Origin of the sequence: Streptomyces sp. NBC_01017 (assembly GCF_045162795.1) — a bacterium.
In the GTDB taxonomy this organism is placed as follows: Bacteria; Actinomycetota; Actinomycetes; order Streptomycetales; family Streptomycetaceae; genus Streptomyces; species Streptomyces machairae.
This window is the reverse complement of sequence record NZ_CP108683.1, coordinates 8156748-8179238: the sequence shown is the minus strand read 5'-3', so window position 1 is coordinate 8179238 and position 22491 is coordinate 8156748. Positions and strand designations below refer to the sequence as shown.

Here is a 22491-nt window from a genome sequence, read left to right as displayed (position 1 = left end):
GGATGGGGGACGGATCAGGGGTGGGGGACGGGTCGGGTACGGGCATGACGGCTCTGTTCCTCGCAGTGACGCGGATCACTTGAACCGGCTGGCGATGTTAGGGCCCCGGCGCGTGATCCAACAGGGGGCTCGATCGTGCTCGCGCCTCCTGTCCAAGGTCACGGCGCCACGCAAGGACCGGTTCAACTCCCCGCACTTCTTTCCGAAGTCGATCGGTCCGATTGCTGGCCAGCAGGTTCGGGGATAGCTTCGCCTCTGCACCACTCGTCATGTACCTGCCTGAGCGCCAACCGGTGCCTCGGGCGGTCTCGTTCCGGATGATGTGGAGAACCCATGGCTCATCTGCGGTCCAGACGCCGACTCGGCCTCGCCGTCCCGCTCGCCCTGTCCCTGACGGCTTCGCTCGGCTTCCTGCCGACGGCGGCATCGGCCTCAGCCGCACCTCCCGCGCAGCCCGTCGCGCAGGTCACGGACGCGCCCGCTCTGGCCTACGTCGTCAACACCCGGCAGGACCGCCGCACGATCGAGTCGGTGAAGAAGGCGATCGCCACGGCCGGCGGAACGGTCGTGATCGCGTACGAGAAGATCGGCGTGATCGTCGTCCACTCGGCGAACCCCGACTTCGCCAAGGCGATGCGCGAGGTCCGGGGCGTCCAGTCGGCAGGTGCCTCGCGTACGGCCCCGCTGACCGCCGCAGGGACCACGGACGAGGGCCCCGCCCAGCTCATGACGGAGCAGCAGGCGGCACGGACGCAGAGCGCCGCGGCGGGCGCCGAAGAGCCTCTCGAGGCCGACCAGTGGAACCTGCGTGCCATCGGCGCCGACCGGGCGGCGAAGATCAACCCCGGCAGCCGCAGGGTGACCGTCGCCGTGATCGACAACGGCGTCGACGACACCCACCCCGACCTCGCGCCGAACTTCTCCGCCGCCCAGTCCGCGAACTGCGCCGGCGGCAAGGCGGACACCAGCGCGGGCGCCTGGCGGCCGTACACCACCACCGACGCGCACGGCACCCATGTGGCGGGCGAGATCGCCGCGCCCCGCAACGGCATCGGCATCGCCGGCGTCGCCCCCGGCGTCAAGGTCTCCGCCATCCAGGTGAGCGACCCGGTCAATGGCCTCTACTACCCCGAAAGCGTCGTCTGCGCCTTCGTGTTCGCAGCCGATCACGGCGTCGAGATCACCAACAACAGCTACTACGTCGACCCGTGGCTCTACAACTGCATGGACGATCCCGACCAGCGGGCCATCGTCGACGCGGTCAACAGGGCCCAGCAGTACGCCCAGAGGAAGGGCACGCTCAACCTGGCGTCGGCGGGCAACTCCAACCACGACCTCGCCTCCGACGCGATCGTCGACGACAGCAGCCCCGACGACTCGACCCCGGCCGAGCGCACCGTCGACCCGTCCGAGTGCTTCGACGTACCGACGCAGCTGCCTGGCATGGTCACGGTCAGCGCGACGGGCGTGCAGAACGTCAAGTCGTACTACTCCACGTACGGTTACGGCGTCATCGACATCGCGGCGCCGGGCGGCGACCGGCTCTACCAGATCCCGGACACCCCGTCGAAGAACGGGCGCATCCTGGCCACCCTCCCGGACGGCAAGTACGGCTTCCTGCAGGGCACGTCGATGGCCTCCCCGCACGCCGCGGGCGTCGCCGCGCTGCTGAAGTCCCGGTACCCGCACGCCACCGGCGCCCAGTTGCACGCGCTCCTCAAGGCCCAGGCGGACAACCCGGGCTGCCCGGAGTCGTACGACCAGGACGGCGACGGCAAGCAGGACGCGGTGTGCGAGGGCGGCAAGCGGTTCAACGGCTTCTACGGGTTCGGCATCGTCAACGCGCTGGACGCCGTCGACTGAGTCGAAAACGACTCCGTTGACTGAGTCAAATACTGCATAGTGCAGTCATGACTCCGATCAGCACTCCGATCAGTTCTGCCTGGTCCGCGGTGGGCGGCGATCCCGCTCTTCTTGCGCGGGTGTCGACCGTGGTACGGGAAGGCGCGTTGCGTGCGCGCCTTCCCGTACGGGAACTGGCGCGCGCGTGCGTGGGCGCGTGCGCGCTGGCCGCCGCCGACTTGGGGGCGCGGCGGGCCGGGCTCGCCGAGGTGCCCGGGGTGCGGCTGGACGACGGGGCGATCGCCACCGCGTTCGTGAGCGAACGGCATCTGCTGGTCGACGGGCGCGCGCCGGTCAACTTCGCCCCGCTGTCGCGGTTCTGGCGCACGTCGGACGGCTGGGTGCGCACGCATGCGAACTTTCCGCATCACCGGGCCCGGCTGCGGACCGCGCTGGGGGTGCCGGAGGAGGATCCGGACGCCGTCGGGGCGGCGCTCGCCGAGCGTTCCGCGCGCGAGGTGGAGGAAACCGTGTACGCGGCCGGCGGGCTGGCCGTGGCGCTGCGTACGCCCGAGGAGTGGGCGGCGCACGAGCAGGCGGTCGCGGTGGCGCGGCGGCCGCTGGTCGAGCACGAGCGGTCGGACACGGCACGCGCGCGTGCGCTCTCGCCGCTCGACGGCTCTGTGCTGCTGCCCGCCGCCGGAGTGCGCGTACTGGACCTGACGCGGGTCATCGCAGGACCGGTCGCCACCCGCACCCTCGCGCTGCTCGGCGCCGACGTCCTGCGCGTGGACCCGCCCCAGCTGCCCGAACTGCCCGACCAGCACGCCGACACGGGCTTCGGAAAGCGCTCGGCGACGGTCGATCTGACGACGGACCGGCGCGCCTTCGAGGAACTGCTCGCGTCGGCGGACGTCGTCGTCACCGGCTACCGGCCGGGCGCCCTGGACCGGTTCGGGCTGTCGGTGCGGGAACTGGCCGAGCGGCGGCCCGGGCTGATCGTCGCGGAGGTGTCGGCCTGGGGCGCGTACGGGCCGTGGGGCGAACGGCGCGGGTTCGACAGCCTCGTACAGGTCGCCACCGGGATCGCCGCGACCGAGGGAGGCATGGCCGACGGATCGGCCGGGCGGCCCGGTGCGCTGCCCGCGCAGGCCCTTGACCACGGGACGGGATATCTGCTGGCGGCCGCCGTGCTGCGGGCTCTGACCGCGCAGTTGGACCAGGGGTCCGGCCGGTGCGTACGGCTTTCGTTGGCGCGTACGGCGAAGTGGCTGACGACCGGGATCCGGCCGGGCCCGGAGGGGGCCTTGGCGTCGGAGGTGTCGGAGGCGTACGACGCCCCCGACACCTGGCTCACCGAGCGGGACAGCGCGCTCGGGCGGCTGCGGTACGCCCGGACGCCGGTGTCGTTCGCGGGCGGTCCCGTCGACTGGGCGCGGCCGCCGGGGGCTTGGGGCGCGGATTTGGCGCGGTGGGTCTGAGCGCCGGAGGGCACCGGCGCCGTACCCCCGTACGGAATGCGGCACCACCACTTGTTTTCTGGTGCTTGCCCGACTATGTGATTTTTGTGAAGATCTTGAGGTGACGTTGACAAGACCTTCCCCCGGCGTGATCGACGGGAGCGCTCCAAGACCGCGCCCCGGCGTCAGCCGGGCCGTGGCCGTTCTCGTCCTGGTCGCGCTGGCGGCGCTGATCCCCCTGCTCGGGCCGTCGGCGGCGCTGCACGGCACCGGGGAGGCCGCCGCTCCCGGCACCGGTGGGATCGGACTGCTGCGCACGGTGCTGTTCGCGGCGCTGTGCGTCCCGGTGGGCGAGTTGTTCGTGAACCGGCTGGCCCGGTCCGTGCCCGGCGCTCCGCCGGCCATGCCCCGCAGCTGGGCGCCCTACGCGGCGGCGGCCGGTTTCGTCGCCGCCCTCGCCCTCGCGTCGGTCGTGTCCATGGGCAACCTCGTGCCGAGCAGTCCGGCCGACCTCGACGTCGGCGGCCTCTACGCGACGCGCGACGGCAAGCTCGCGCTGCTGGAGGTCAACGCCTTCGCCGTGACCGCGCTGTGCGCCCTCTCACGCCGGCCGGCCACCCAGCTCTGGCCACTGGCCGCGGTCGTGGTCGCCGAGGCGCTGCGCGCGCACCCCACCACCGAGCACAGCCCTTTGCTGGGCTCGGGGCTGACGCTGGTGCACCTGACGTGCGCGACGCTCTGGGTCGGCGGGCTGCTGTACGCCCTGCGGACCCTGCGCGGATGGAGCGTCAGGGAGGCGGGGGCTGCCCTGCTGGGCCTCTACGCGCGCGTGGCGGCCGTCCTGCTCGCCGCCATCACGGCGACAGGGGTGTGGAGTTCGCTGCGCCGGATGCCGCCGGACACGGTCATGCAGCAGCTGACCGAGACGGCGTACGGGCGTGTCCTGCTGGCCAAAGTGATCCTGATGGTGACCGTGGTGGCGCTCGCCCTGTGGGCGCGGATCCGGCTGCGCCGCGCGGCAGACCCGCTGGCCGCCTGCTCGCCCGCGCGGGCGGAGGTCGTCGCCCTCGGGGTGGTGGTCACCGTGTCGGGGCTGCTGACGGCGCTGCCGGTGCCGATCCGCTGGTGAGGCGCTACACCCCCGCCACGTCCAGCAGCGTCCCGGCCAGGTAGGTGACCCCCATGGCCAGCGCCCCGCCCGCCATGTTGCGCAGTACCGCGCGGGGCGGGGCGGCGGCGCCCAGGCGGGCGCTGCTCCAGCCGGTCAGGGCGAGGGCGGCCAGGACGGAGGCGACGGTGACCGCGAGGCGCCAGTCCGCCGGCGGCAGCACCATCGCCAGCAGCGGCAGCAGGGCCCCGGCCGTGAACGCCAGAAAGCTCGCCCACGCCGCGTGCCACGGGTTGGTCAGCCGGTCCGGGTCGATGCCGAGCTCCACGCGCGCGTGTGCCTTCAGCGCGTCCCGTTCCGTCAGCTGGACCGCCGCCTCCACGGCCACCTCCCGGGACAGCCCGCGCCGTTCCAGCAGTTCCGCCAGTTCCGCCAGCTCCGCCTCGGGCTGCTCCCGCAACTCCCTCTTCTCCAGGGCCAGCGCCGCCTTCTCCGAGTCGCGCTGGGTGGAGACCGAGACGTACTCCCCCGCCGCCATCGACATCGACCCGGCGAGCAGCCCGGAGAGCCCGGCCGTGAGCAGGGCCGCACGCTCGTCGGTGGCGCCGGCCACGCCGACGACGAGCCCCGCGGTCGAGACGATGCCGTCGTTCGCTCCGAGAACCGCCGCCCGCAACCAGTTCAGCCGCGTGCCCAGCGCGCCGCCGTGGGCCTCGTCATGCGTTGGTTCGGTCATATGCGGAGGATCGCACCGTGGCGGACATCGGGAACGTACCGACGCTCCCGGACCGGCGCCTGGCCCGGCACCCGCGACCGCCACCGCTGCTCGGGGTCCGCAACACCGCGCCGGCACCGACCGGTTGACGCGCTGACGTTCGCGACGCTCGAACGGGCAGGCGGGGCAAGGCACCTGACGGGCAGGAGTGTCAGTCCCGGCCCGTATCCTCAGTGACCATGCTCGAAGACCCTGCGACCGCAGCGCCCTCCCCCACAGCATGGCCGACCGCGTACCCCCAGGGATACGCGGTCGTTGACGTGGAGACCACCGGCCTGGCCCGGGACGACCGGATAATCTCCGCGGCCGTGTACCGGCTGGACGCGCGCGGCGAGGTCGAGGACCACTGGTACACGCTGGTCAACCCGGAGCGCGACCCGGGCCCGGTCTGGATCCACGGTCTGACGAGCGAGGCGCTGGAGGGTGCTCCCCTCTTCACGGACATCGCCGAGGAGTTCTCGGCCCGGCTGGACGGCCGGGTCCTCGTCGCGCACAACGCCGTCTTCGACTGGCAGATGATCGCGCGGGAGTACGCGCGCGCGGAGCGCCGGGCACCGGTGCGGCAGCGGCTGTGCACCATCGCGCTGTCGAAGGAGCTGGGCCTGCCGCTGCCCAACCACAAGCTGCAGTCGCTGGCCGCGCACTTCGGCGTCGTGCAGCAGCGAGCGCACCATGCGCTGGACGACGCGCGCGTGCTGGCGGAGGCGTTCCGGCCGAGCCTGCGGGCCGCCGCGGCGGGCAGTGTGCGGCTGCCGCTGCAGGAGTGCCTGCCGCTGACCGAGTGGCGGGACACCGCGGCTGCGGCCCCCCGGATCGGCCGGCAGGCGGGCTCTCACGGCGGCAACGGCGGCACCAGCGGGTACACCGGCTACAGCAGTTATCAGCCGACCAGTTGGCGGCCGTCCCGTAAGAGGCCCGCCTGCCCCTATCCCAACCCAGGTCGCTACGAAGACGGCAAACGACTCAAGCAGGGCATGCGGGTCGCCTTCTCCGGAGACACGTCCATCGAGCGCGACCTGCTGGAGGACCGTGCGATCGAGGCCGGGCTGCATGTGTCGACGAGCCTGTCCCGGCTGACCAGCCTCCTCGTCACGAACGACCCGGACGCGGGCACGTCCAAGGTCGTCAAGGCCCGCCAGTACGGGACGCCGGTGATCGACGAGGCGGCGTTCGGACAACTCCTGCGGGACGTGGAACCGGCGTCGGAGCGGTGACCGTACGGACGGGTGATTGCCGCGCGACTCGCCCGGAGCCGTCTCGCCCGGGCGGCGGGGACGGCTCACCCTGTGGCGCATGGCGACATGTGAAGTGTGCGGAAACGACTACGGCATGACCTTCGAGGTGCACGCGCAGGGCGCGGTGCACGTCTTCGACTGCTTCTCCTGTGCGATCCACCGCATGGCACCCATCTGTGAGCACTGCCGTGTGCAGGTCATCGGGCAGGGCGTCGAGGTCGAGGGTCAATGGTTCTGCGGCGCCCACTGCGCCCGCGCGGAAGGAAAGGCGGGGATCGTCGACAAGGTGTGACCCGGTACCCGCCTGAACGCACCCCACGACCGAGTTGTACGGTCGTGGGGTGTACCGCTTCCTGTTGTCCCGGCAGTGGGTGATCCTCACGCTGGTCGCCCTGCTGCTCATCCCCACGATGATCAGGCTGGGCATCTGGCAGATGCACCGCTACGAGGAGCGCAGCGCCCGGAATCAGTTGGTCTCCGACGCCCTGGGCTCGAAGCCGCTGCCCGTGGAGAAGCTGACCTCGCCGGGGCACACGGTCTCCACCAAGGAGCGGTACCGCACGGTGACCGCGCAGGGCCACTTCGACACCGACCGGGAAGTCGTGGTCAGGCGGCGCGTCAACTCCGACGAAGAGGTCGGCTTCCACGTCCTCACGCCCTTCGTCCTGACGGACGGCAAGGTGTTGCTGGTCAACCGCGGCTGGATCCCCGCGGACGGGCCCAGCCAGACGGCCTTCCCCAAGGTGCCTGCGCCGCCGAGCGGCCGTGTCACGATGACCGGGCGGCTGATGCCCGACGAGACGACCGAGGCGAGCGGGATCAAGAACCTCAAGGGCCTTCCCGACCGGCAGGTCATGCTGATCAACAGCGGGCAGGAGGCCCGGCGTCTCGACGCGTCGGTGCTCGGGGGGTACGTCGTACAGACGGCTCCCGAACCGGCAGGGGATAAGCCGGAGCTGATCGGCAAGCCGGGCAACGAGAACGCTCCGCTGAACTACGCGTATGCCCTGCAGTGGTGGCTGTTTGCTGCCGGGGTGCCCGTCGGGTGGCTGGTGCTGGCTCGTCGGGAGGCCCGTGAACGGCGGGCCGCGGAGTCGGAGAAGCCGACCGAGGCCGAGCCGGTGGGTGTGTAGTACCCGGCGTTGATGGGGGGCATTGCAGGCCCCCATCCCCTTGAGGGCCCGCGTTCAGCAGCAGCGTCCCTGCCTGTGGTCCTCCCGGTGCCGGCGGCTCATCGCCTCCGTCAGTTCCCTCACGTACCAGCGCACCGCCCTCGCCCAGCGCGCCGCCCTCACGACCGGGCCCCCACCAGTGGCTCACCGGGCTGCTCGGGCACGTCGAGGCGGGACTCCACGTACGGTGCCTCCGTGGTCGGCAAGGCCCCCGGCGTACGGATCGCTCGGACGCAGACCACCGTCGCGTTGACGATCACTGTCGCGACGAGGAGCAGGAACAGGGCGATCAGTACGCCGTCGACCGTGGAGTTGGTGACCACGGTGTGCATGTCGTCGAGGGTCTTGGCCGGGGGCAGGACCTGGCCGGCGGCGATGCCGTCGGCGTACTTGGTGCGCTGGGCGAAGAAGCCGATCTTGGGGTCGTCGGAGAAGACCTTCTGCCAGCCCGCGGTGAAGGTGATCGCGACGACCCAGGCGAGGGGGAGGCCCGTCACCCAGGCCCAGCGCAGCCGGCCGGACTTGATCAGGACCGTGGTGCAGACCGTCAGTGCCACGGCGGCGAGGAGCTGGTTGGCGATGCCGAAGAGCGGGAAGAGCTGGTTGATTCCGCCGAGCGGGTCGGTGGCGCCGGTGTAGAGGAAGTAGCCCCAGGCCGCGACGACGAGGCCGCTGCACAGCCAGATGCCGGGCTTCCAGTTGACCCGGCCGATCGGCTTCCAGACGTTGCCGAGCATGTCCTGGAGCATGAAGCGCCCTACGCGGGTGCCGGCGTCGACCGTGGTCAGGATGAACAGCGCCTCGAACATGATCGCGAAGTGGTACCAGAAGGCCTTCATCGCGGCACCGCCGAAGACTCCGGAGAAGATCTCCGACATGCCGACCGCGAGGGTCGGGGCGCCGCCGGAGCGGGCGATCAGCGTCTGTTCCTCGACCGCCACGGCCGCCTGCGTCAGCTGGTCGGGGGTGATGGTGAACCCGAGGCCCGCCACGGCCTGGGACGCCGACTCGGCCGTCGTACCGAGGAGGCCGGCGGGGGCGTTCATCGCGTAGTACAGGCCCGGTTCCAGGGTGGCCGCCGCGATCAGCGCCATGATCGCGACGAACGACTCCATCAGCATCGCGCCGTAGCCGATCAGCCGGACCTGGGACTCCTTCTGGATCAGCTTCGGCGTCGTCCCCGAGGCGACCAGTGCGTGGAAGCCGGAGAGCGCGCCGCACGCGATCGTGATGAACAGGAACGGGAAGAGGGAACCGGCGAAGACCGGTCCCGCGCCGGTGGAGGCGAAGTCGCTCACGGCCTCCGCGCGCATCACGGGCGCGGCGACCACGACCCCGACCGCGAGCAGCGCGATGGTGCCGATCTTCATGAAGGTGGAGAGGTAGTCGCGCGGCGCGAGCAGCATCCAGACGGGGAGTACGGAGGCGACGAAGCCGTAGCCGACCAGGCACAGCACGAGGGTCGTCGGGCTGAGGGTGAAGGCGCCGGCCAGCGAGGACTCCTGGATCCAGCTGCCGCCGACGATCGCGAGCAGCAGCAGTGCCACGCCGATGAGGCTGGTCTCGACGACCCGGCCCGGGCGGATGCGGTGCAGCCAGAAGCCCATGAACAGGGCGATCGGGATGGTCATGGCCACGGAGAAGGTGCCCCACGGCGAGTGGGCGAGGGCGTTGACCACGACCAGGGCCAGCACACCCAGCAGGATGATCATGATGGCGAACACCGCGACCAGGGCCGCCGCCCCGCCCACCCGGCCGATCTCCTCGCGGGCCATCTGCCCCAGCGACTTGCCGTCCCGCCGCATCGACAGGAACAGCACGACCATGTCCTGCACCGCCCCGGCGAAGATCACCCCGGCGACGATCCAGAGCGTGCCGGGCAGATAGCCCATCTGGGCCGCGAGCACCGGACCGACCAGCGGGCCGGCGCCCGCGATCGCCGCGAAGTGGTGGCCGAGGAGCACCCTGCGGTCGGTCGGCTGGAAGTCGACGCCGTCCTCCAGGCGTTCGGCGGGGGTCGCCCGCCGGTCGTCCGGCCGCAGGACGCGGCGGGCGATCCAGCGGGAGTAGAAGCGGTAGGCGATGGCGTACGAACCGAGCGCGGCGACCACCAGCCAGACCGCGGAGATCTCCTCGCCCCGGGCCAGCGCGAGGACGCCCCAGGCGACGGCGCCGAGGAGGGAGACGGTGGCCCACAGCAGGATCGATCTCGGCACTATTCGGGACTTTTCCGGCACCTGAGGGCCGTTTTCGGGCAGGGCTGAGCTCGGCATGGCGGCTCCTGGGACGAGTGACGGGACAGAAAGTCTGTGCAAGAGTTGCCCACCCGCCGGAGATGGTTGACAGCGAATTTCCAGAAGATTTCCCGGCGGTTCCCTGTCATCCGTTCCGTGCCCTCGCGCAACTCTCCCGCGAGGGCACAGGCACACCAAGGACGGTGACCCATGGCTGATGGCGCCATGACCGCGACGTTCCTCGCCGTGATCGGCGGGGCGTCGCTGCTCGCCGTCACCGCGCGCCGCCTGCACCCGAGCGACCGGCTGCCGTCCCTGGAGGGCTGGGCGCTGGCCGACCGCAGCCTCGGCCCGGTGTGGACCTGGCTGCTGCTGGGCGGCACGATCTTCACCGCGTACACCTTCGCCGCCATCCCGGGCCTGGCGTACGGCAACGGCGCGCCCGCCTTCTTCGCGGTGCCGTACACGGTGATCGTCTGCCCGCTGGCCTTCGTGCTGCTGAGCCGCCTGTGGTCGGTGGCCCGTCGGCACGGCTATGTCACCGCGGCCGACTTCGTGCGCGGCCGGTACGGGTCACCGGCGCTGGCCCTGGTGGTCGCGCTGACCGGGATCCTCGCGACGATGCCGTATCTCGCACTGCAACTGCTCGGCATAAGGGCGGTGCTGACGGCCGGGGGCGTGTATCCGCGGGGTGCCGCCGGTGATCTGGTGATGGTGGCGCTGTTCGCAGCGCTGGCCGTCGCCACTTATCGGCACGGGCTGCGTGCGCCGACCGTCATCTCCGCGCTGAAGGCCGTCGCCGTCTTCGTCTCGCTGACCGCGGTGACCTGGCTGGTCCTCGACCGGCTCAGCGGCCCGGGTGCCGTCTTCGACGGTGCGGCCGAGCGCCTCGGCGGCCCGGCGCTGCTCCTCACCCCCGAGCAGCAGCCCGCGTACGCCACCCTCGCCCTCGGCTCCGCGCTCGCCCTGCTGATGTACCCGCACGTCCTCACCGCCGGTTTCGCCGCCGACGGCCCTCGGACGCTGCGCAAGGTGTCCGTGGCACTGCCCGCCTGGACGGGGCTGCTCGCCCTGTTCGGCTTCCTCGGCATCGCGGCCCTCGCGACGGGCGTGCGCGCCCCGGCCGGCGGCGCCGAGGCGGCCGTACCGATGCTGGTCGACCGGCTGATGCCGGGCCCGCTGGCCGGGCTGGTGTTCGGGGCGATCACCGTGGGGGCGCTGGTGCCGGCGGCGGTGATGTCGATCGCCGCCGCCACGAGCTTCGTACGCAATGTGTACGTCGAGTACGTCCATCCGACGGCCACGCCCAAGCGGCAGGTGCGCATCGCCAAGGCGGTGTCGCTCACCGCGAAGGTGGGCGCGGTGGCGTTCGTGTTCGGGCTGCGCGACCAGGACGCCATCAATCTCCAGCTCCTCGGCGGGGTCTGGATCCTGCAGATCTTCCCGGCCGTCGCGGTCGGGCTGTTCACCCGGCGGCTGCATCCGCGGGCGCTGCTCGCCGGGTGGGGCGTGGGCATGGTGGCCGGGACCTTCATGGTCGTACGGGAGGGGTTCTCGTCGGTCGTGCACCTAGGTACCGGGCCGGAGATCTACGCCGGGCTCGCCGCGCTGGGCCTCAATCTGGCGGTCGCCGTGGCCGCAACCGCGGTGCTGAGCCGCCTCGGTGTCCCGCGCGGCGCCGATCTGACCGACCTGCCGTCGCGCCTGAGCCTCAGGCGGCGCCCCGAGACGGGAGCGAACACCCCGTGAGACAGCATCGAGACGCGCTGCACGGAAAGCTGCCTCCGCAAGGTGGCGGCGCCGTCGTGCCGGCCCTGCCCCTGACCCCCGCGGTGAGCGACCCGGCGGACCTGGAGCGCGAGGCCGGTCTGGCCCGCCTGTTCGAGCTGCACTACTCCTCGATGCTGCGCCTGGCCGTGCTGCTCGGGGCCGACGATCCGGAGAACGTGGTCGCGGAGGCCTACTACCAGATCTACCGGAAGTGGCGGCGGCTGCGGGACACCGAGGCGGCGGAGGCGTATCTGCGCTCCACCGTGTGCAATCTGACGCGGATGCGGATACGGCACCTGCAAGTGGCCCGCCGGCATGTCGAGAAGCCTGTCGAGGAGGTCATCGCCTCCGCCGAGAGCACCGCGCTCCTGCGGGACGACCAGCGGGTGCTGATCGACGCGCTCCAGCAGCTCCCGGCCCGGCAGCGCGAGGCGCTGGTGCTGCGGCACTGGCTCGGACTGAAAGAGAGCGAGATCGCCTCCGCGATGGGTATCTCCTGCGGATCCGTCAAGACCCATACGGCACGCGGCCTCGCCGCTCTGACCCAGGCGATGGAGACCCGGCGATGACGCATCGAGATGCGACTCCGTCGCGCGGCACCGGTCCGGACCGCACGGAGCAGGAGCTGCGCGAGGCGCTCTCCGCCCTCGCCGGCGGGGTGCAGGCGGCGCCCGACGCCTATCGCACCGCGCGCGGCGAGTGGCTGCGCCGGGAACGCAGGCGGCGGCTCGTCCTCGCCGTCCTGATCGCGGTCGTGTTCGCCCTGGCCATCCTGATCGGGCTGTGGGTGCTCAACCGGGCCCCGGCCGATCCGGGCGTGATCTTCTCCGGCACCGGCTCCCCGGCAGCCGGATCACTCCCGCGGCCCCACCCCTGATTGGCCCATCGGCCCTTGGGGAACCCGCACTTGCGTGCCCCAGCGAATCGAGGACTACGCCCTCATCGGCGACGAGCAGACGGCCGCCCTGGTAGGCAGGGACGGTTCCGTCGACTGGCTGTGCCTGCCCCGCTTCGACTCGGGGGCCTGCTTCGCCAAGCTCCTCGGCGACAAGGACAACGGCCACTGGCGCATCGCCCCCAAGCACGCCAAGGGCCCCTGCACCCGGCGCGCCTACCGCCGGGACACCCTGGTGCTGGACACCGAGTGGGAGACCGACGAGGGCAAGGTCCGCGTCACGGACCTGATGCCGCAACGCGACCGGGCGCCCGACCTCGTACGCATCGTGGAGGGCCTCAGCGGCCGCGTCACCGTGCGCAGCACCCTGCGGCTGCGCTTCGACTACGGCTCGGTCGTCCCCTGGGTGCGCGAGTCCGACGGGCACCGGGTGGCCGTCGCCGGCCCGGACTCGGCATGGCTGCGCAGCGAACCCGAGGTGCGCACCTGGGGCAGGAACTTCGGTACGCACTCGGAATTCACGGTCGAGAAGGGCGAGAAGGTCGCGTTCGTCCTCACCTGGCACCCCTCCCACGAGCCGCGCCCGCCGCTCGTCGACCCGTACGAGGCCTTGCGCACCAGCGTCCGGGACTGGCGGAAGTGGGTGGGGCACTGCCGTTATGACGGGCCGTACCGCGACGCCGTCGTGCGCTCCCTGATCACCCTCAAGGCCCTCACCTACCGGCCGACCGGCGGCATCGTCGCCGCCCCCACCACCTCGCTCCCCGAGGAGATCGGCGGCGTCCGCAACTGGGACTACCGCCACTGCTGGCTGCGCGACTCCACCCTCACCCTGAACGTCGGCCTGTCGGCGGGCTACCGGGAGGAGGCGGAGGCCTGGCGCGACTGGCTGCTGCGCGCGGTCGCCGGCGACCCGGCCGACCTGCAGATCATGTACGGCCTGGCGGGCGAGCGGCGGCTGCCCGAGTTCGAGGTGCCGTGGCTGTCCGGGTTCGCCGGCTCCACCCCCGTACGCGTCGGCAATCAGGCCGTGAACCAGCTCCAGTTGGACGTGTACGGCGAGGTGATGGACACGCTGGCGCTGGCCCGGGAGGCGGGACTGTCGACCAAGCCGCACATCTGGGCGATTCAGGCCGCCCTCGTCGACTGGCTGCGCACGGCGTGGCGGCAGCCCGACGAGGGGCTGTGGGAGGTGCGCGGCGGCCGCCGGCACTTCGTGCACTCGAAGGTGATGGTGTGGGTGGCCGCGGACCGGGCGGTGCGCAGCCTGGAGAAGAACCCGAAGCTGGACGGTGACCTCGACGGCTGGCGCGAGTTGCGCGACGAGGTGCACCGCGAGGTGTGCGAGAAGGGCTACGACGCCGAGCGGAACACCTTCACACAGTCCTACGGCTCCCCCGAACTCGACGCCGCTCTGCTGCTGATCCCGCGCGTGGGCTTCCTGCCGCCCGACGACCCGCGCGTCGTCGGCACCATCGACGCGATCCGCGCCGAGCTCAGCCATCAGGGCTTCCTGCGCCGCTACAGCACCGACGGGACCGCCGTCGACGGGCTGCCCGGCGGCGAGGGCACCTTCCTGGCCTGCTCCTTCTGGCTGGCGGAGGCGCTGCACATGACGGGTCGTAGGCAGGAGGCACGCGAGCTGTTCGACCGGCTCGTCGGGCTCACCAACGACGTGGGTCTGCTGGCCGAGGAGTACGACCCCGTGGCCGGCCGCCAGCTCGGCAACTTCCCGCAGGCCTTCAGCCACATCGGCCTGGTGAACACCGCCCTCGCCCTGTTCGGGGGCGACGGGGCAGGATAGGAACCATGGATCTTGGACTGAAGGACCGGGTGTACGTCGTCACGGGGGCCACGCGCGGGCTGGGCAACGCGGCGGCGCGTGAGCTGGTGGCCGACGGGGCGAAGGTCGTCGTGACCGGCAGGGACAAGGAGCGGGTCGCCGCCGCGGCGGCCGAGCTGGGGCCGAACGCCGTCGGGGTCGCCGTCGACAACGCCGAAGCGGATGCCGCGGCACGTCTGATCGCTGCCGCGCGGGATGCCTTCGGCGGGTTCGACGGCGTCCTCATCAGCGTGGGCGGGCCGCCGGCCGGGTTCGTCGCGGACAACACGGACGAGCAGTGGCAGGCCGCCTTCGAGTCGGTGTTCCTCGGGGCTGTGCGGCTGGCCAGGACGGCGGCGGAGGAACTTCACGAGGGCGGCGTCATCGGGTTCGTGCTGTCCGCGTCGGTGCACGAACCGCTGCCGGGGCTGACCATTTCGAACGGGCTGCGGCCGGGGCTCGCCGGATTCGCCAAGTCGCTTGCGAACGAATTGGGGCCGCGGGGAATTCGGGTCGTGGGACTGCTGCCGTCACGGATCGACACGGACCGCGTACGCGAGCTGGACGGCCTGTCGGCCGACCCGGAGGCAACGCGGGCCGCCAACGAATCGCGGATTCCGTTGCGGCGGTACGGGACCCCGGACGAGTTCGGGCGTGCGGCGGCCTTCTTGCTGTCTCCGGCCGCGTCCTATCTGACGGGCATCATGCTGCCGGTGGACGGCGGAATGCGGCACGGGTTCTAACTCACCCTTTCCGCACCGTGCTTGCCGCCCCGCAGACGGACCTCCGCCGGCAGTGACGCGAGGCCCGCCGAATTACGGGCGTGGCCCAGCGCCTGTGTGGTGAGCTCGTTCAGGGCGGTCCCGGGATCCACGTGCGGTTCCAGCCTGAGGCGCACCAGGGTCTCGGGGGTGCGGCGCCTGCCCGTCAGGTGGACGCGGGCCCGCTGGACGCCCTCCAGACCCGTCGCCTCGCTCGCGAGGACGCTCTCCAGGGCCCGGCCCCGCAGCAGGGCGCCCTCGCCGTCGCCGGTGTCGACCAGGACCTCGGCGAGGCGGTGCCGGCGCAGGACCGAGGTCAGCCACCACAGGGCGAGCAGCACCAGGACGGCCAGCACGGCGATCACCACAGGCCACCACCAGCCGTCGTCCCGCCAGCGCGTGCGTTCGGCGTCGCTGAGCAGGACGTCGTGCTTGCTGTCGTGGATCCACCAGGACGGGGGATCCAGCCCGAGCCCGACGGCGAGTACGGACCCGCCGATCACGAGCAGCACGAGCCCGACGAGCCCGATCAGCACCCGGTTGACCACCCTGAGCACGGCCCTCACCCCTTCCGTCCGGGCCGCCGCACATGCACCTTCAGCGACGGCGGGCGGGCCAGTCCGAGGCCCCTGATCGCGTCGGCGAGCGTGGCGTCCAGGTCGGCGCGTACGTCGTCCAGTTCTCGGAAGTGCGACATGGCGCGGACGTCGGCCCGGGACCTGCGCACCCGTACCCGTACCGACTGGACCCCGGAGATTTCCATGGCCCGGTCGCGCAGGACCAGGGCGGCGAGGTCGCGGTGGAGTCCGGCGCGGACGTCGGGGTGGGTGCGCCGCATCGGCAGTACGGACCGCAGGCCCGGCGTGGTGGCAAGGACGAGCAGCCAGAGGCCGAGCACGGCGGCGACGCCTGCGCCGACGAGCACCCAGATGTCGTCGAGGGGGCGCTCGGCGAGTTGCTGGGCCAGTCCCCTGCGCCAGCGCATGGCGGGCCGGTCGGCGCGCACGGACACGATGTCGTAGAGGAACATGCCCGCGACGAACAGCAGCACAAGCGCCGTGATCGCGGCCGGGATCCGACGCGCCGACCAGAAACGGCGTTCACCGCGGCCCTTCTCGTCGACCGGGGGCGGGGCGTCGTAGGCCGCCGCCGACGCCGACTGGTCGAGGGTGGCGGCTGCGGCCTCCTTCTCGATGACCGGCAGTCTCTGTGTGGTGCCCTCGGAACCCTGGGACTCGCTCATCGCGTCCTCCCCTGTGCCGCGCCCGGTCGGGGCGCCGGGTGCAGCCGCTCCACATGCACGGCGACCTCCGGCACCTCCATGCCCACCAACGCGCCTACCCGCTCGACGACGTGCCGACGCACGGTCGCGCACCGGGAGCCGATATCCGTGGGGTAGTCGAGCTCCAGGTGGACGAGGACCCGCACGGTCTCATGGTGCACGACGACGTTGGCATGCGGCCGGGCGGCGTCCTTGGCGAGCTCCCCCACGGCCTCGCGCGCGGCCTGTGAGGCGACCTTCGCCACGACCCGGTCGGCGATCCGGGTCGCCCCGCGCTCGCCCGCAGGTACGGCGGGGAGGGGTGCGCCGAGCTCACCGGCCCCCGCACTCACGGTCGTCACCGCCGCCGTTCATCACGACGCCGGAAGAAGTCACCGAGCTCGTACTCCCCCTCCAGGAACCGCCCGACGACGAAGCCGACGGCGCCCAACGCCGCCACCAGCAGGAAGGCGCCGAATCCGCCGAAGTACCCGGCGAAGCCCAGTGCCATGCCGGCGATCATGCCGACCACGGCCATGCTCATGCTGCGCTCCTCAGCTCCTCAGCCGCTCCCCGGCCACTGCGTTGTCGGGTCGCCGGCGCCTCACTGGATCCGACGCTCCTCTTCCTCTTCCTCTTCCTCCGGAAGCTTCACATCGCTCACCGCGATGTTGACCTCGACGACTTCGAGGCCGGTCATCCGCTCGACGGCGCTGATCACGTTCTCGCGGACGTCCCGCGCCACGTCGGCGATCGACACGCCGTACACGACGACGATCTCCAGGTCGAGCGCGGCCTGTACCTCGCCAACCTCGACCTTCACCCCACGCGACACCGATTTCGTCGTACCGCCCGGCACCCGGTCGCGCACGGCCCCGAAGGTCCGCGACATACCGCTGCCCATGGCGTGCACGCCGTCCACATCGCGTGCGGCCATCCCGGCGATCTTCTCCACGACGCCGTCGGCAATGGTGGTCCGGCCGCGGACACCGGGCTCTCCCCCGCCACGCCTTGTCACCTGGCCCTTGCGGGTGCTGAGGGCGTCGCCCTCCGTCCGCCGGTTCTGCTCCGTGGTCTCAGTCATGGCCGTTCGTCCTTTTCGGTCGTCGTCCCTCAACCACCGTAAGCACGGTTACGCGATTGCGCCCCAGGGATGCGGCAGGCTGGAGGAATGACAACGGCGGACGGGTGGACCCAGGCGATCCGGCAGCAGCTGGGGCTCGGCAGGCTGCTGCCCCTGGGCGGCGCGAGCGACGGCGCGTGGATCTCCGAGAGGGCGGCCGAGGCGGTGCTGCGGAGCGCGGCCGAGGACATGCGCGGGGTACGGCTGGACACGCTCCGGATCGGGCTCACCGACCCGGAGGACACGCAGGAGGCGGCCGTACCCACGCCGCCGAGCGCGCTGCCACCGGGCCCCTTGCGGGTGACGGCGGACTTCGCGGCGACGGCGGCCGAGGATCTGCCCACGACGGCGGAACGGCTGCGCGACCTGCTGGCCGGCGCAGCCGCTGAACGTCTCGGCCTGACGGTGACCGAGGTGGATCTGCGCGTGACGGCCCTGCTCGACGAGGACACCGAACCCGCTCCCGTGCCCCAGCCCGAGCCGACGCAGGCCGCGAAGCTGGCGAGCCCCGACGAGGAGCGCGTCGCCGCCGCGGCCCTGACGGTCCCGGGAGTGATCCAACTGACGGGCGCCCTGGGCGGGTTGAACCGTGCGGTGCACATCGAGGAACGGCAGGACGAGGCCGCCCTGCCGCGCCGCCACGTGCGCGTGGAGATTGCCGTGCGCGCGGACCGCCGGGCGCTGGAGGTGGCCCGGGAGGTCCGCGAGTGGGTGGGAGAGGCGCTGGCGGATCGCCCGACGGTGGCGGTACTGATCACAGCCGTCAGTTGATCAGCGCTGGTCGATCAGCGCAGGGTCGATCAGCGCAAGGTCGATCAGCGCATGACTCAGTCGCCGAGGCCGGCCAGGTCCCGCAGCCGGCGCGCCTGCGCGGCCCGCTCGGCACCGCGCTGCTCGTCGTACGTGCGGTCCACGGCACCACGAAGCAGCGCCTTGGTCTCGATCACGGCATCCCGAGGCGCGGCGACGATCGCCGCCGCCAGATCCCGTACGGCGTCGTCGAGTTGGTCCGCGGGCACGGCGAGGTTGGCCAGCCCGCTGCTGACGGCTTCCTCGGCCAGCACGAAGCGACCCGTCACGCAGATCTCCAGCGCACGGCCGTATCCGACCAGCCCGACCAGCGGGTGCGTACCCGTCAGGTCCGGCACCAGCCCGAGGCTGGTCTCACGCATGGCGAACTGCACGTCGTCAGCGACGACGCGCACGTCACAGGCGAGCGCGAGCTGGAAGCCCGCCCCGATGGCATGCCCCTGTACGGCGGCGATGGACACGACGTCGTTACGCCGCCACCAGGTGAAGCCCTCCTGGAACTCGGCGATGGCAGCGTCGAGTTCACCGTCGCTGCTGCGCGCCAGGTCGATGAACGAGGGCTCGCCCTCGATCCCGTCCGGCGTGAACATCTGCCGGTCGAGCCCGGCGGAGAAGGACTTGCCCTCACCGCGCAGCACGACAACCCGCACGCTGCCCGGCACGGCCCGCCCGGCCTCGGCGAGCGTCCGCCACATGGCGGGGCTCTGCGCATTGCGCTTGGTCGGGTTCGACAGCGTCACCGTGGCGATCGCGCCGTCAACGGTGAGCCGTACGCCGTTCTTGTCGAGCAGGGGAGCGAGGTCCTGGTCGGGCGAAGCCATGGAGCGCCTCCGATGAGTGCGGTCATCATGGGATGCCCGGAAGGGCACCCCCTAAGTGACTGCACAGTAACCACCCGGCCGATCAGTCGACCGACCGGGTGGCCACCATCGAAGCCGATGGGCCGCCCGGTGTCAGCCGGTCGCCTTCTTGCCTCGTGTCGCGCCGCCACGCCCACGAAGCGTGACGCCCGACTCGCTGAGCATCCGGTGTACGAAGCCATACGAGCGGCCGGTTTCCTCGGCCAGTGCCCGAATGCTCGCACCGGAGTCGTACTTCTTCTTCAGGTCTGCCGCGAGCTTGTCGCGCGCGGCGCCGGTTACCCGGCTGCCCTTCTTCAGAGTCTCGGCCACCCGTGCCTCCTCATGGGAAGTGCGCTCTGGTCTCCTCATGATCACCCCTCCGGGGCTTCATGGCCACCCATTCGGCAAGGTCCGTGAGACATGGTTGTGACGACAGGAGCGCATCCCCACATACGGAATCTGCGATTCCGGAGAATGTTGTCCGTACGGCCGAACGGGTTCTTTTACGAACTCGCAGGTCAGCGTCGTGAAACGGCCGAGCCCTTGTCGATAAAGGACTCGGCCGCGAAATCGATGTAGTACACACCTCGGTACGAGGAGATCTCACACAGATGATGGATCACCGATAGGCCGAATGATCCATACGCCGTTGATCACGCATTCGATCAAGCGAGGGCGACGAGATCCGCGTAGTCGGAGCCCCACAGGTCCTCGACGCCGTCCGGCAGCAGAATGATCCGCTCCGGCTGGAGCGCCTCGACGGCACCCTCGTCGTGGGTGACGAGCACGACCGCGCCCTTGTAGGTGCGCAGCGCGCCGAGGATCTCCTCGCGGCTGGCCGGGTCGAGGTTGTTGGTCGGCTCGTCGAGGAGCAGGACGTTCGCCGACGACACCACGAGGGTGGCGAGGGCGAGGCGGGTCTTCTCGCCGCCGGAGAGGACACTGGCGGGCTTGTCGACGTCGTCGCCGGAGAACAGGAACGAGCCGAGCACCTTGCGGACCTCGACGAGGTCCATGTCGGGGGCGGCGGAGCGCATGTTCTCCAGGACGGTGCGGTCGGCGTCCAGGGTCTCGTGCTCCTGGGCGTAGTAGCCGACCTTGAGGCCGTGGCCGGGGATGACGGCGCCGGTGTCCGGCTGCTCGACGCCGGCGAGAAGCCGCAACAGGGTCGTCTTTCCGGCGCCGTTGAGGCCGAGGATGACGACCCTCGACCCCTTGTCGATGGCCAGGTCGACGTCGGTGAAGATCTCCAGGGAGCCGTATGACTTCGACAGGCCCTCCGCGGTCAGGGGGGTCTTGCCGCAGGGCGCGGGCTCGGGGAAGCGGAGCTTGGCGACCTTGTCCTGCATGCGCACCGCTTCGAGGCCGGCGAGGAGCTTGTCGGCCCGCTTGGCCATGTTCTGAGCGGCGACCGTCTTGGTCGCCTTGGCGCGCATCTTGTCGGCCTGCGAGTGCAGCGCGGCGGCCTTCTTCTCGGCGTTCTGCCGCTCGCGCCTGCGGCGCTTCTCGTCGGCCTCGCGCTGCTGCTGGTAGAGCTTCCAGCCCATGTTGTAGATGTCGATCTGGGCACGGTTGGCGTCCAGGTAGAACACCTTGTTGACGACCGTGTCGACCAGGTCGACGTCGTGGGAGATCACGATGAAGCCGCCGCGATACGTCTTCAGGTAGTCGCGCAGCCAGACGATCGAGTCGGCGTCGAGGTGGTTCGTCGGCTCGTCGAGCAGCAGGGTGTCCGCGTCCGAGAACAGGATGCGGGCGAGCTCGATACGGCGGCGCTGACCGCCGGAGAGGGTGTGCAGCGGCTGGCCGAGCACCCGGTCGGGCAGGTTCAGCGCGGCGGCGATGGTGGCGGCCTCGGCCTCGGCGGAGTACCCGCCCTTGGTGAGGAACTCCGTCTCCTGGCGCTCGTACTGCCGGAGGGCCTTCTCGCGGGTGGCGCCCTGGCCGTTGGCGATGCGCTGTTCGTTGTCGCGCATCTTGCGGATCAGTACGTCCAGGCCGCGCGCGGAGAGGATGCGGTCACGGGCGAGGACGTCGAGGTCGCCGGTACGGGGGTCCTGCGGGAGGTAGCCGACCTCGCCGGAGCGGGTGATGGTGCCGCCGGCGGGGATGCCGTCGCCTGCGAGGCACTTGGTGAGGGTGGTCTTGCCGGCGCCGTTGCGGCCGACGAGGCCGATGCGGTCGCCCTTGGCGACGCGGAAGGTCGCGGACTCGATGAGGACGCGCGCACCGGCGCGCAGCTCGATACCGGAGGCGGAGATCACGGACAGACTCCAGGGCGGGGTTGGTGGCGGGATGGGCGGCTGAGGACGTTCCCGCCGTCTAATGCGCGAGGAGAATGGCCATGAGGCCAGTCTAACGGGGCCGTGCAACCACTTTTTCTGGGTTCACGTGTTCGGGCCGCGGCTCGCCGCGCTCTTCGCCGACTTCGTTGCCGAGCGGTCGGCGGTGCGGGGCGATCCGCCCCAGGTCGTCCACGGCGATGACCTGCGAGGTCCAGGCCGCGTGGGTGCAGGGCTGGGCCAGGAGGAGCGACTTGGCGTGACGTACGGCACGTGCGGGCTCGAAGGCACAGCCCTCGCGGGCGGGCAGCACCCAGCGCAGGTCGCCGTCGGCGATGCGGTACGCGGCGACACGGTCCGGCGTGACGACGGCGAGCATGCCGCGGCCGAGGGCACGCAGGACGCCGGTGCCGCCGTGGGACGGCAGCCACTCGCCGGCCGCGGGCAGGGGGCGGTGCCAGCGCACCGAGCGGCCGTCGGTGGCGGTGACCATGCCGTCGTCCCAGAGCGTGATCGCCTCCCCGCGCGCGTGGAGCGACGTGAGCGGCCGGCGGCCTTCTCGGGTGTAGCGCCACAGGGGGGCGCCGGTGACGGGGTGGTGGGCCTCGATGGCCGCTCCGCGCCTGCGCAGGGGCGTCGGCGGCGGCTGCGGCTGCGGCTGCTCCGGGGCGGTCGCGTGGCCCACGCGCGCGTGGGCGGCCGCGTGGACGGTGAGGTGGTCGCCGTAGGGGGCGGGGCGGGCGTGGTGGGCGATCGCGAGGAGCGGGGGCGCGAGGAGGAGCGCGAGAAACGTCGGCAGCAGGCGGGAGCGGGTGGCTGCGGCGGGCTTCGGAGCGGTGACGCCGGGGGCCGGGGGCGCTTCGCCGCCTTCACCGCTGTCACCGCCTTCGGTCGCACGGCCCGGCTGAGCGGCCACCACGCCCCCTTGTCTCAAAGGCCCGGTCCGCTTCCCGCGGATCAGCGCAGAGCGTAGCCACGCGCGACGCCGGTGGCCGGTGCTTGCCGTCGGGACACGGCAAGGGCGCTCGGACCTGTCCCCCGCTTGGCGGCTTCGGTTCACGGGCCGTTGTCAGTGGTCGCTGCAAGACTGGGCAGCGGG

Annotated in this window: 23 protein-coding genes; 12 read left to right on the top strand and 11 right to left on the bottom strand. The window is 71.6% G+C overall.

Features of this window, described 5'->3' with window-relative positions:
• Positions 1–333: 333 nt before the first annotated feature.
• From OG331_RS37555 to OG331_RS37545, 3 genes are all read left to right on the top strand, one after another.
• A complete protein-coding gene (locus OG331_RS37555; protein ID WP_406204947.1) occupies positions 334–1863 on the top strand; it encodes a S8 family peptidase in 1530 nt (509 codons plus the stop codon).
• A 47-nt stretch (positions 1864–1910) separates the two neighbouring features.
• Entirely contained in the window at positions 1911–3323 is a 1413-nt protein-coding gene (locus OG331_RS37550) for a CoA transferase (RefSeq protein WP_406204944.1), read from the top strand.
• Between the two features lie 100 nt (positions 3324–3423).
• Positions 3424–4431 (top strand): CopD family protein, encoded by a 1008-nt coding sequence (locus OG331_RS37545; RefSeq protein WP_406204941.1) that lies wholly within the window; start codon positions 3424–3426, stop codon positions 4429–4431.
• Between the two features lie 4 nt (positions 4432–4435).
• Here OG331_RS37545 and OG331_RS37540 read toward each other — a convergent pair whose 3' ends face one another.
• Positions 4436–5146: a VIT family protein gene (locus OG331_RS37540; protein ID WP_406204938.1), complete on the bottom strand. Its 711-nt coding sequence runs from the start codon at positions 5144–5146 to the stop codon at positions 4436–4438.
• A 218-nt stretch (positions 5147–5364) separates the two neighbouring features.
• Here OG331_RS37540 and OG331_RS37535 point away from each other — a divergent pair, with 218 nt between their 5' ends.
• The 3 genes from OG331_RS37535 to OG331_RS37525 all read left to right on the top strand — a co-directional run bounded on the left by OG331_RS37535 (position 5365) and on the right by OG331_RS37525 (position 7553).
• A complete protein-coding gene (locus tag OG331_RS37535) occupies positions 5365–6399 on the top strand; it encodes a DEDDh family exonuclease (RefSeq protein WP_406204935.1) in 1035 nt (344 codons plus the stop codon).
• 79 nt (positions 6400–6478) lie between these two features.
• Positions 6479–6712, top strand: coding sequence for a hypothetical protein (locus tag OG331_RS37530; protein WP_406204932.1), 234 nt, complete (start codon positions 6479–6481; stop codon positions 6710–6712).
• A 49-nt stretch (positions 6713–6761) separates the two neighbouring features.
• On the top strand, positions 6762–7553 hold the full coding sequence (locus OG331_RS37525; protein WP_406204929.1) for an SURF1 family protein: 792 nt from the start codon (positions 6762–6764) through the stop codon (positions 7551–7553).
• Positions 7554–7711: 158 nt separating this feature from the next.
• Here the strand turns inward: OG331_RS37525 and OG331_RS37520 are convergent, their stop codons facing one another.
• Positions 7712–9865: a carbon starvation CstA family protein gene (locus OG331_RS37520; RefSeq protein WP_406204926.1), complete on the bottom strand. Its 2154-nt coding sequence runs from the start codon at positions 9863–9865 to the stop codon at positions 7712–7714.
• Positions 9866–10036: 171 nt separating this feature from the next.
• Between OG331_RS37520 and OG331_RS37515 the strand changes: the two genes are divergently transcribed.
• Genes OG331_RS37515 through OG331_RS37495 form a run of 5 tightly spaced genes read left to right on the top strand, consistent with a single transcriptional unit; the run spans position 10037 to position 15056 of the window.
• Positions 10037–11575 carry a sodium:solute symporter gene (locus OG331_RS37515; protein WP_406204924.1) on the top strand — a complete coding sequence of 513 codons (1539 nt, stop codon included), beginning with the start codon at positions 10037–10039 and terminating at the stop codon, positions 11573–11575.
• Positions 11572–12165, top strand: a complete 594-nt coding sequence (locus OG331_RS37510) for a SigE family RNA polymerase sigma factor (RefSeq protein ID WP_406204921.1) — start codon at positions 11572–11574, stop codon at positions 12163–12165. Before OG331_RS37515 ends, OG331_RS37510 begins: the two co-directional genes overlap by 4 nt.
• Positions 12162–12473 (top strand): hypothetical protein, encoded by a 312-nt coding sequence (locus tag OG331_RS37505; RefSeq protein ID WP_406204918.1) that lies wholly within the window; start codon positions 12162–12164, stop codon positions 12471–12473. Before OG331_RS37510 ends, OG331_RS37505 begins: the two co-directional genes overlap by 4 nt.
• Before the next feature lie 34 nt (positions 12474–12507).
• Complete coding sequence (locus OG331_RS37500) at positions 12508–14295, top strand: glycoside hydrolase family 15 protein (RefSeq protein ID WP_406204915.1); 1788 nt, start codon at positions 12508–12510, stop codon at positions 14293–14295.
• A gap of 5 nt (positions 14296–14300) precedes the next feature.
• On the top strand, positions 14301–15056 hold the full coding sequence (locus OG331_RS37495) for an SDR family oxidoreductase (RefSeq protein WP_406204912.1): 756 nt from the start codon (positions 14301–14303) through the stop codon (positions 15054–15056).
• On the opposite strand, the gene amaP is transcribed toward OG331_RS37495, so the two are convergent.
• From amaP to OG331_RS37470, 5 genes are read right to left on the bottom strand one after another with little or no spacing between them, the layout of a single operon-like run.
• Complete coding sequence (amaP, locus tag OG331_RS37490) at positions 15053–15640, bottom strand: alkaline shock response membrane anchor protein AmaP (RefSeq protein WP_406204910.1); 588 nt, start codon at positions 15638–15640, stop codon at positions 15053–15055. The two genes, OG331_RS37495 and amaP, sit on opposite strands and share 4 nt — an antisense overlap.
• Positions 15637–16317 carry a DUF6286 domain-containing protein gene (locus OG331_RS37485; protein WP_406204907.1) on the bottom strand — a complete coding sequence of 227 codons (681 nt, stop codon included), beginning with the start codon at positions 16315–16317 and terminating at the stop codon, positions 15637–15639. Before OG331_RS37485 ends, amaP begins: the two co-directional genes overlap by 4 nt.
• The gene (locus tag OG331_RS37480; protein ID WP_406204904.1) at positions 16314–16697 is read right to left on the bottom strand and encodes an Asp23/Gls24 family envelope stress response protein; all 384 of its coding nucleotides are present in this window, start codon (positions 16695–16697) and stop codon (positions 16314–16316) included. Before OG331_RS37480 ends, OG331_RS37485 begins: the two co-directional genes overlap by 4 nt.
• The gene (locus OG331_RS37475) at positions 16694–16879 is read right to left on the bottom strand and encodes a hypothetical protein (protein WP_062709653.1); all 186 of its coding nucleotides are present in this window, start codon (positions 16877–16879) and stop codon (positions 16694–16696) included. The genes OG331_RS37480 and OG331_RS37475 overlap by 4 nt, the downstream gene beginning before the upstream one ends.
• Positions 16880–16939: 60 nt before the next feature.
• Positions 16940–17419 carry an Asp23/Gls24 family envelope stress response protein gene (locus OG331_RS37470; protein WP_406204901.1) on the bottom strand — a complete coding sequence of 160 codons (480 nt, stop codon included), beginning with the start codon at positions 17417–17419 and terminating at the stop codon, positions 16940–16942.
• 87 nt (positions 17420–17506) lie between these two features.
• On the opposite strand from OG331_RS37470, the gene OG331_RS37465 reads away from it, so the two are divergent.
• A complete protein-coding gene (locus OG331_RS37465; RefSeq protein WP_406204899.1) occupies positions 17507–18229 on the top strand; it encodes a nucleopolyhedrovirus P10 family protein in 723 nt (240 codons plus the stop codon).
• Between the two features lie 56 nt (positions 18230–18285).
• On the opposite strand, the gene OG331_RS37460 is transcribed toward OG331_RS37465, so the two are convergent.
• From OG331_RS37460 to OG331_RS37445, 4 genes are all read right to left on the bottom strand, one after another.
• Entirely contained in the window at positions 18286–19089 is an 804-nt protein-coding gene (locus OG331_RS37460; protein ID WP_406204896.1) for an enoyl-CoA hydratase/isomerase family protein, read from the bottom strand.
• 132 nt (positions 19090–19221) lie between these two features.
• The gene (locus OG331_RS37455; protein WP_328428641.1) at positions 19222–19440 is read right to left on the bottom strand and encodes a helix-turn-helix domain-containing protein; all 219 of its coding nucleotides are present in this window, start codon (positions 19438–19440) and stop codon (positions 19222–19224) included.
• A gap of 335 nt (positions 19441–19775) precedes the next feature.
• Positions 19776–21374: an ABC-F family ATP-binding cassette domain-containing protein gene (locus OG331_RS37450; RefSeq protein ID WP_406204893.1), complete on the bottom strand. Its 1599-nt coding sequence runs from the start codon at positions 21372–21374 to the stop codon at positions 19776–19778.
• A gap of 91 nt (positions 21375–21465) precedes the next feature.
• Positions 21466–22308 carry a hypothetical protein gene (locus OG331_RS37445; RefSeq protein ID WP_406204890.1) on the bottom strand — a complete coding sequence of 281 codons (843 nt, stop codon included), beginning with the start codon at positions 22306–22308 and terminating at the stop codon, positions 21466–21468.
• Positions 22309–22491 lie beyond the last annotated feature (183 nt).

Excerpts from the sequence above, each read along its gene's own strand:
- OG331_RS37555 (WP_406204947.1), top strand. The coding sequence starts at position 334 with ATGGCTCATCTGCGGTCCAGACGCCGACTCGGCCTCGCCGTCCCGCTC.
- OG331_RS37550 (WP_406204944.1), top strand. The coding sequence starts at position 1,911 with ATGACTCCGATCAGCACTCCGATCAGTTCTGCCTGGTCCGCGGTGGGC.
- OG331_RS37540 (WP_406204938.1), bottom strand. The coding sequence starts at position 5,146 with ATGACCGAACCAACGCATGACGAGGCCCACGGCGGCGCGCTGGGCACG.
- OG331_RS37535 (WP_406204935.1), top strand. The coding sequence starts at position 5,365 with ATGCTCGAAGACCCTGCGACCGCAGCGCCCTCCCCCACAGCATGGCCG.
- OG331_RS37530 (WP_406204932.1), top strand. The coding sequence starts at position 6,479 with ATGGCGACATGTGAAGTGTGCGGAAACGACTACGGCATGACCTTCGAG.
- OG331_RS37520 (WP_406204926.1), bottom strand. The coding sequence starts at position 9,865 with ATGCCGAGCTCAGCCCTGCCCGAAAACGGCCCTCAGGTGCCGGAAAAG.
- OG331_RS37515 (WP_406204924.1), top strand. The coding sequence starts at position 10,037 with ATGGCTGATGGCGCCATGACCGCGACGTTCCTCGCCGTGATCGGCGGG.
- OG331_RS37505 (WP_406204918.1), top strand. The coding sequence starts at position 12,162 with ATGACGCATCGAGATGCGACTCCGTCGCGCGGCACCGGTCCGGACCGC.
- OG331_RS37495 (WP_406204912.1), top strand. The coding sequence starts at position 14,301 with ATGGATCTTGGACTGAAGGACCGGGTGTACGTCGTCACGGGGGCCACG.
- OG331_RS37485 (WP_406204907.1), bottom strand. The coding sequence starts at position 16,317 with ATGAGCGAGTCCCAGGGTTCCGAGGGCACCACACAGAGACTGCCGGTC.
- OG331_RS37475 (WP_062709653.1), bottom strand. The coding sequence starts at position 16,879 with ATGAGCATGGCCGTGGTCGGCATGATCGCCGGCATGGCACTGGGCTTC.
- OG331_RS37470 (WP_406204901.1), bottom strand. The coding sequence starts at position 17,419 with ATGACTGAGACCACGGAGCAGAACCGGCGGACGGAGGGCGACGCCCTC.
- OG331_RS37465 (WP_406204899.1), top strand. The coding sequence starts at position 17,507 with ATGACAACGGCGGACGGGTGGACCCAGGCGATCCGGCAGCAGCTGGGG.
- OG331_RS37460 (WP_406204896.1), bottom strand. The coding sequence starts at position 19,089 with ATGGCTTCGCCCGACCAGGACCTCGCTCCCCTGCTCGACAAGAACGGC.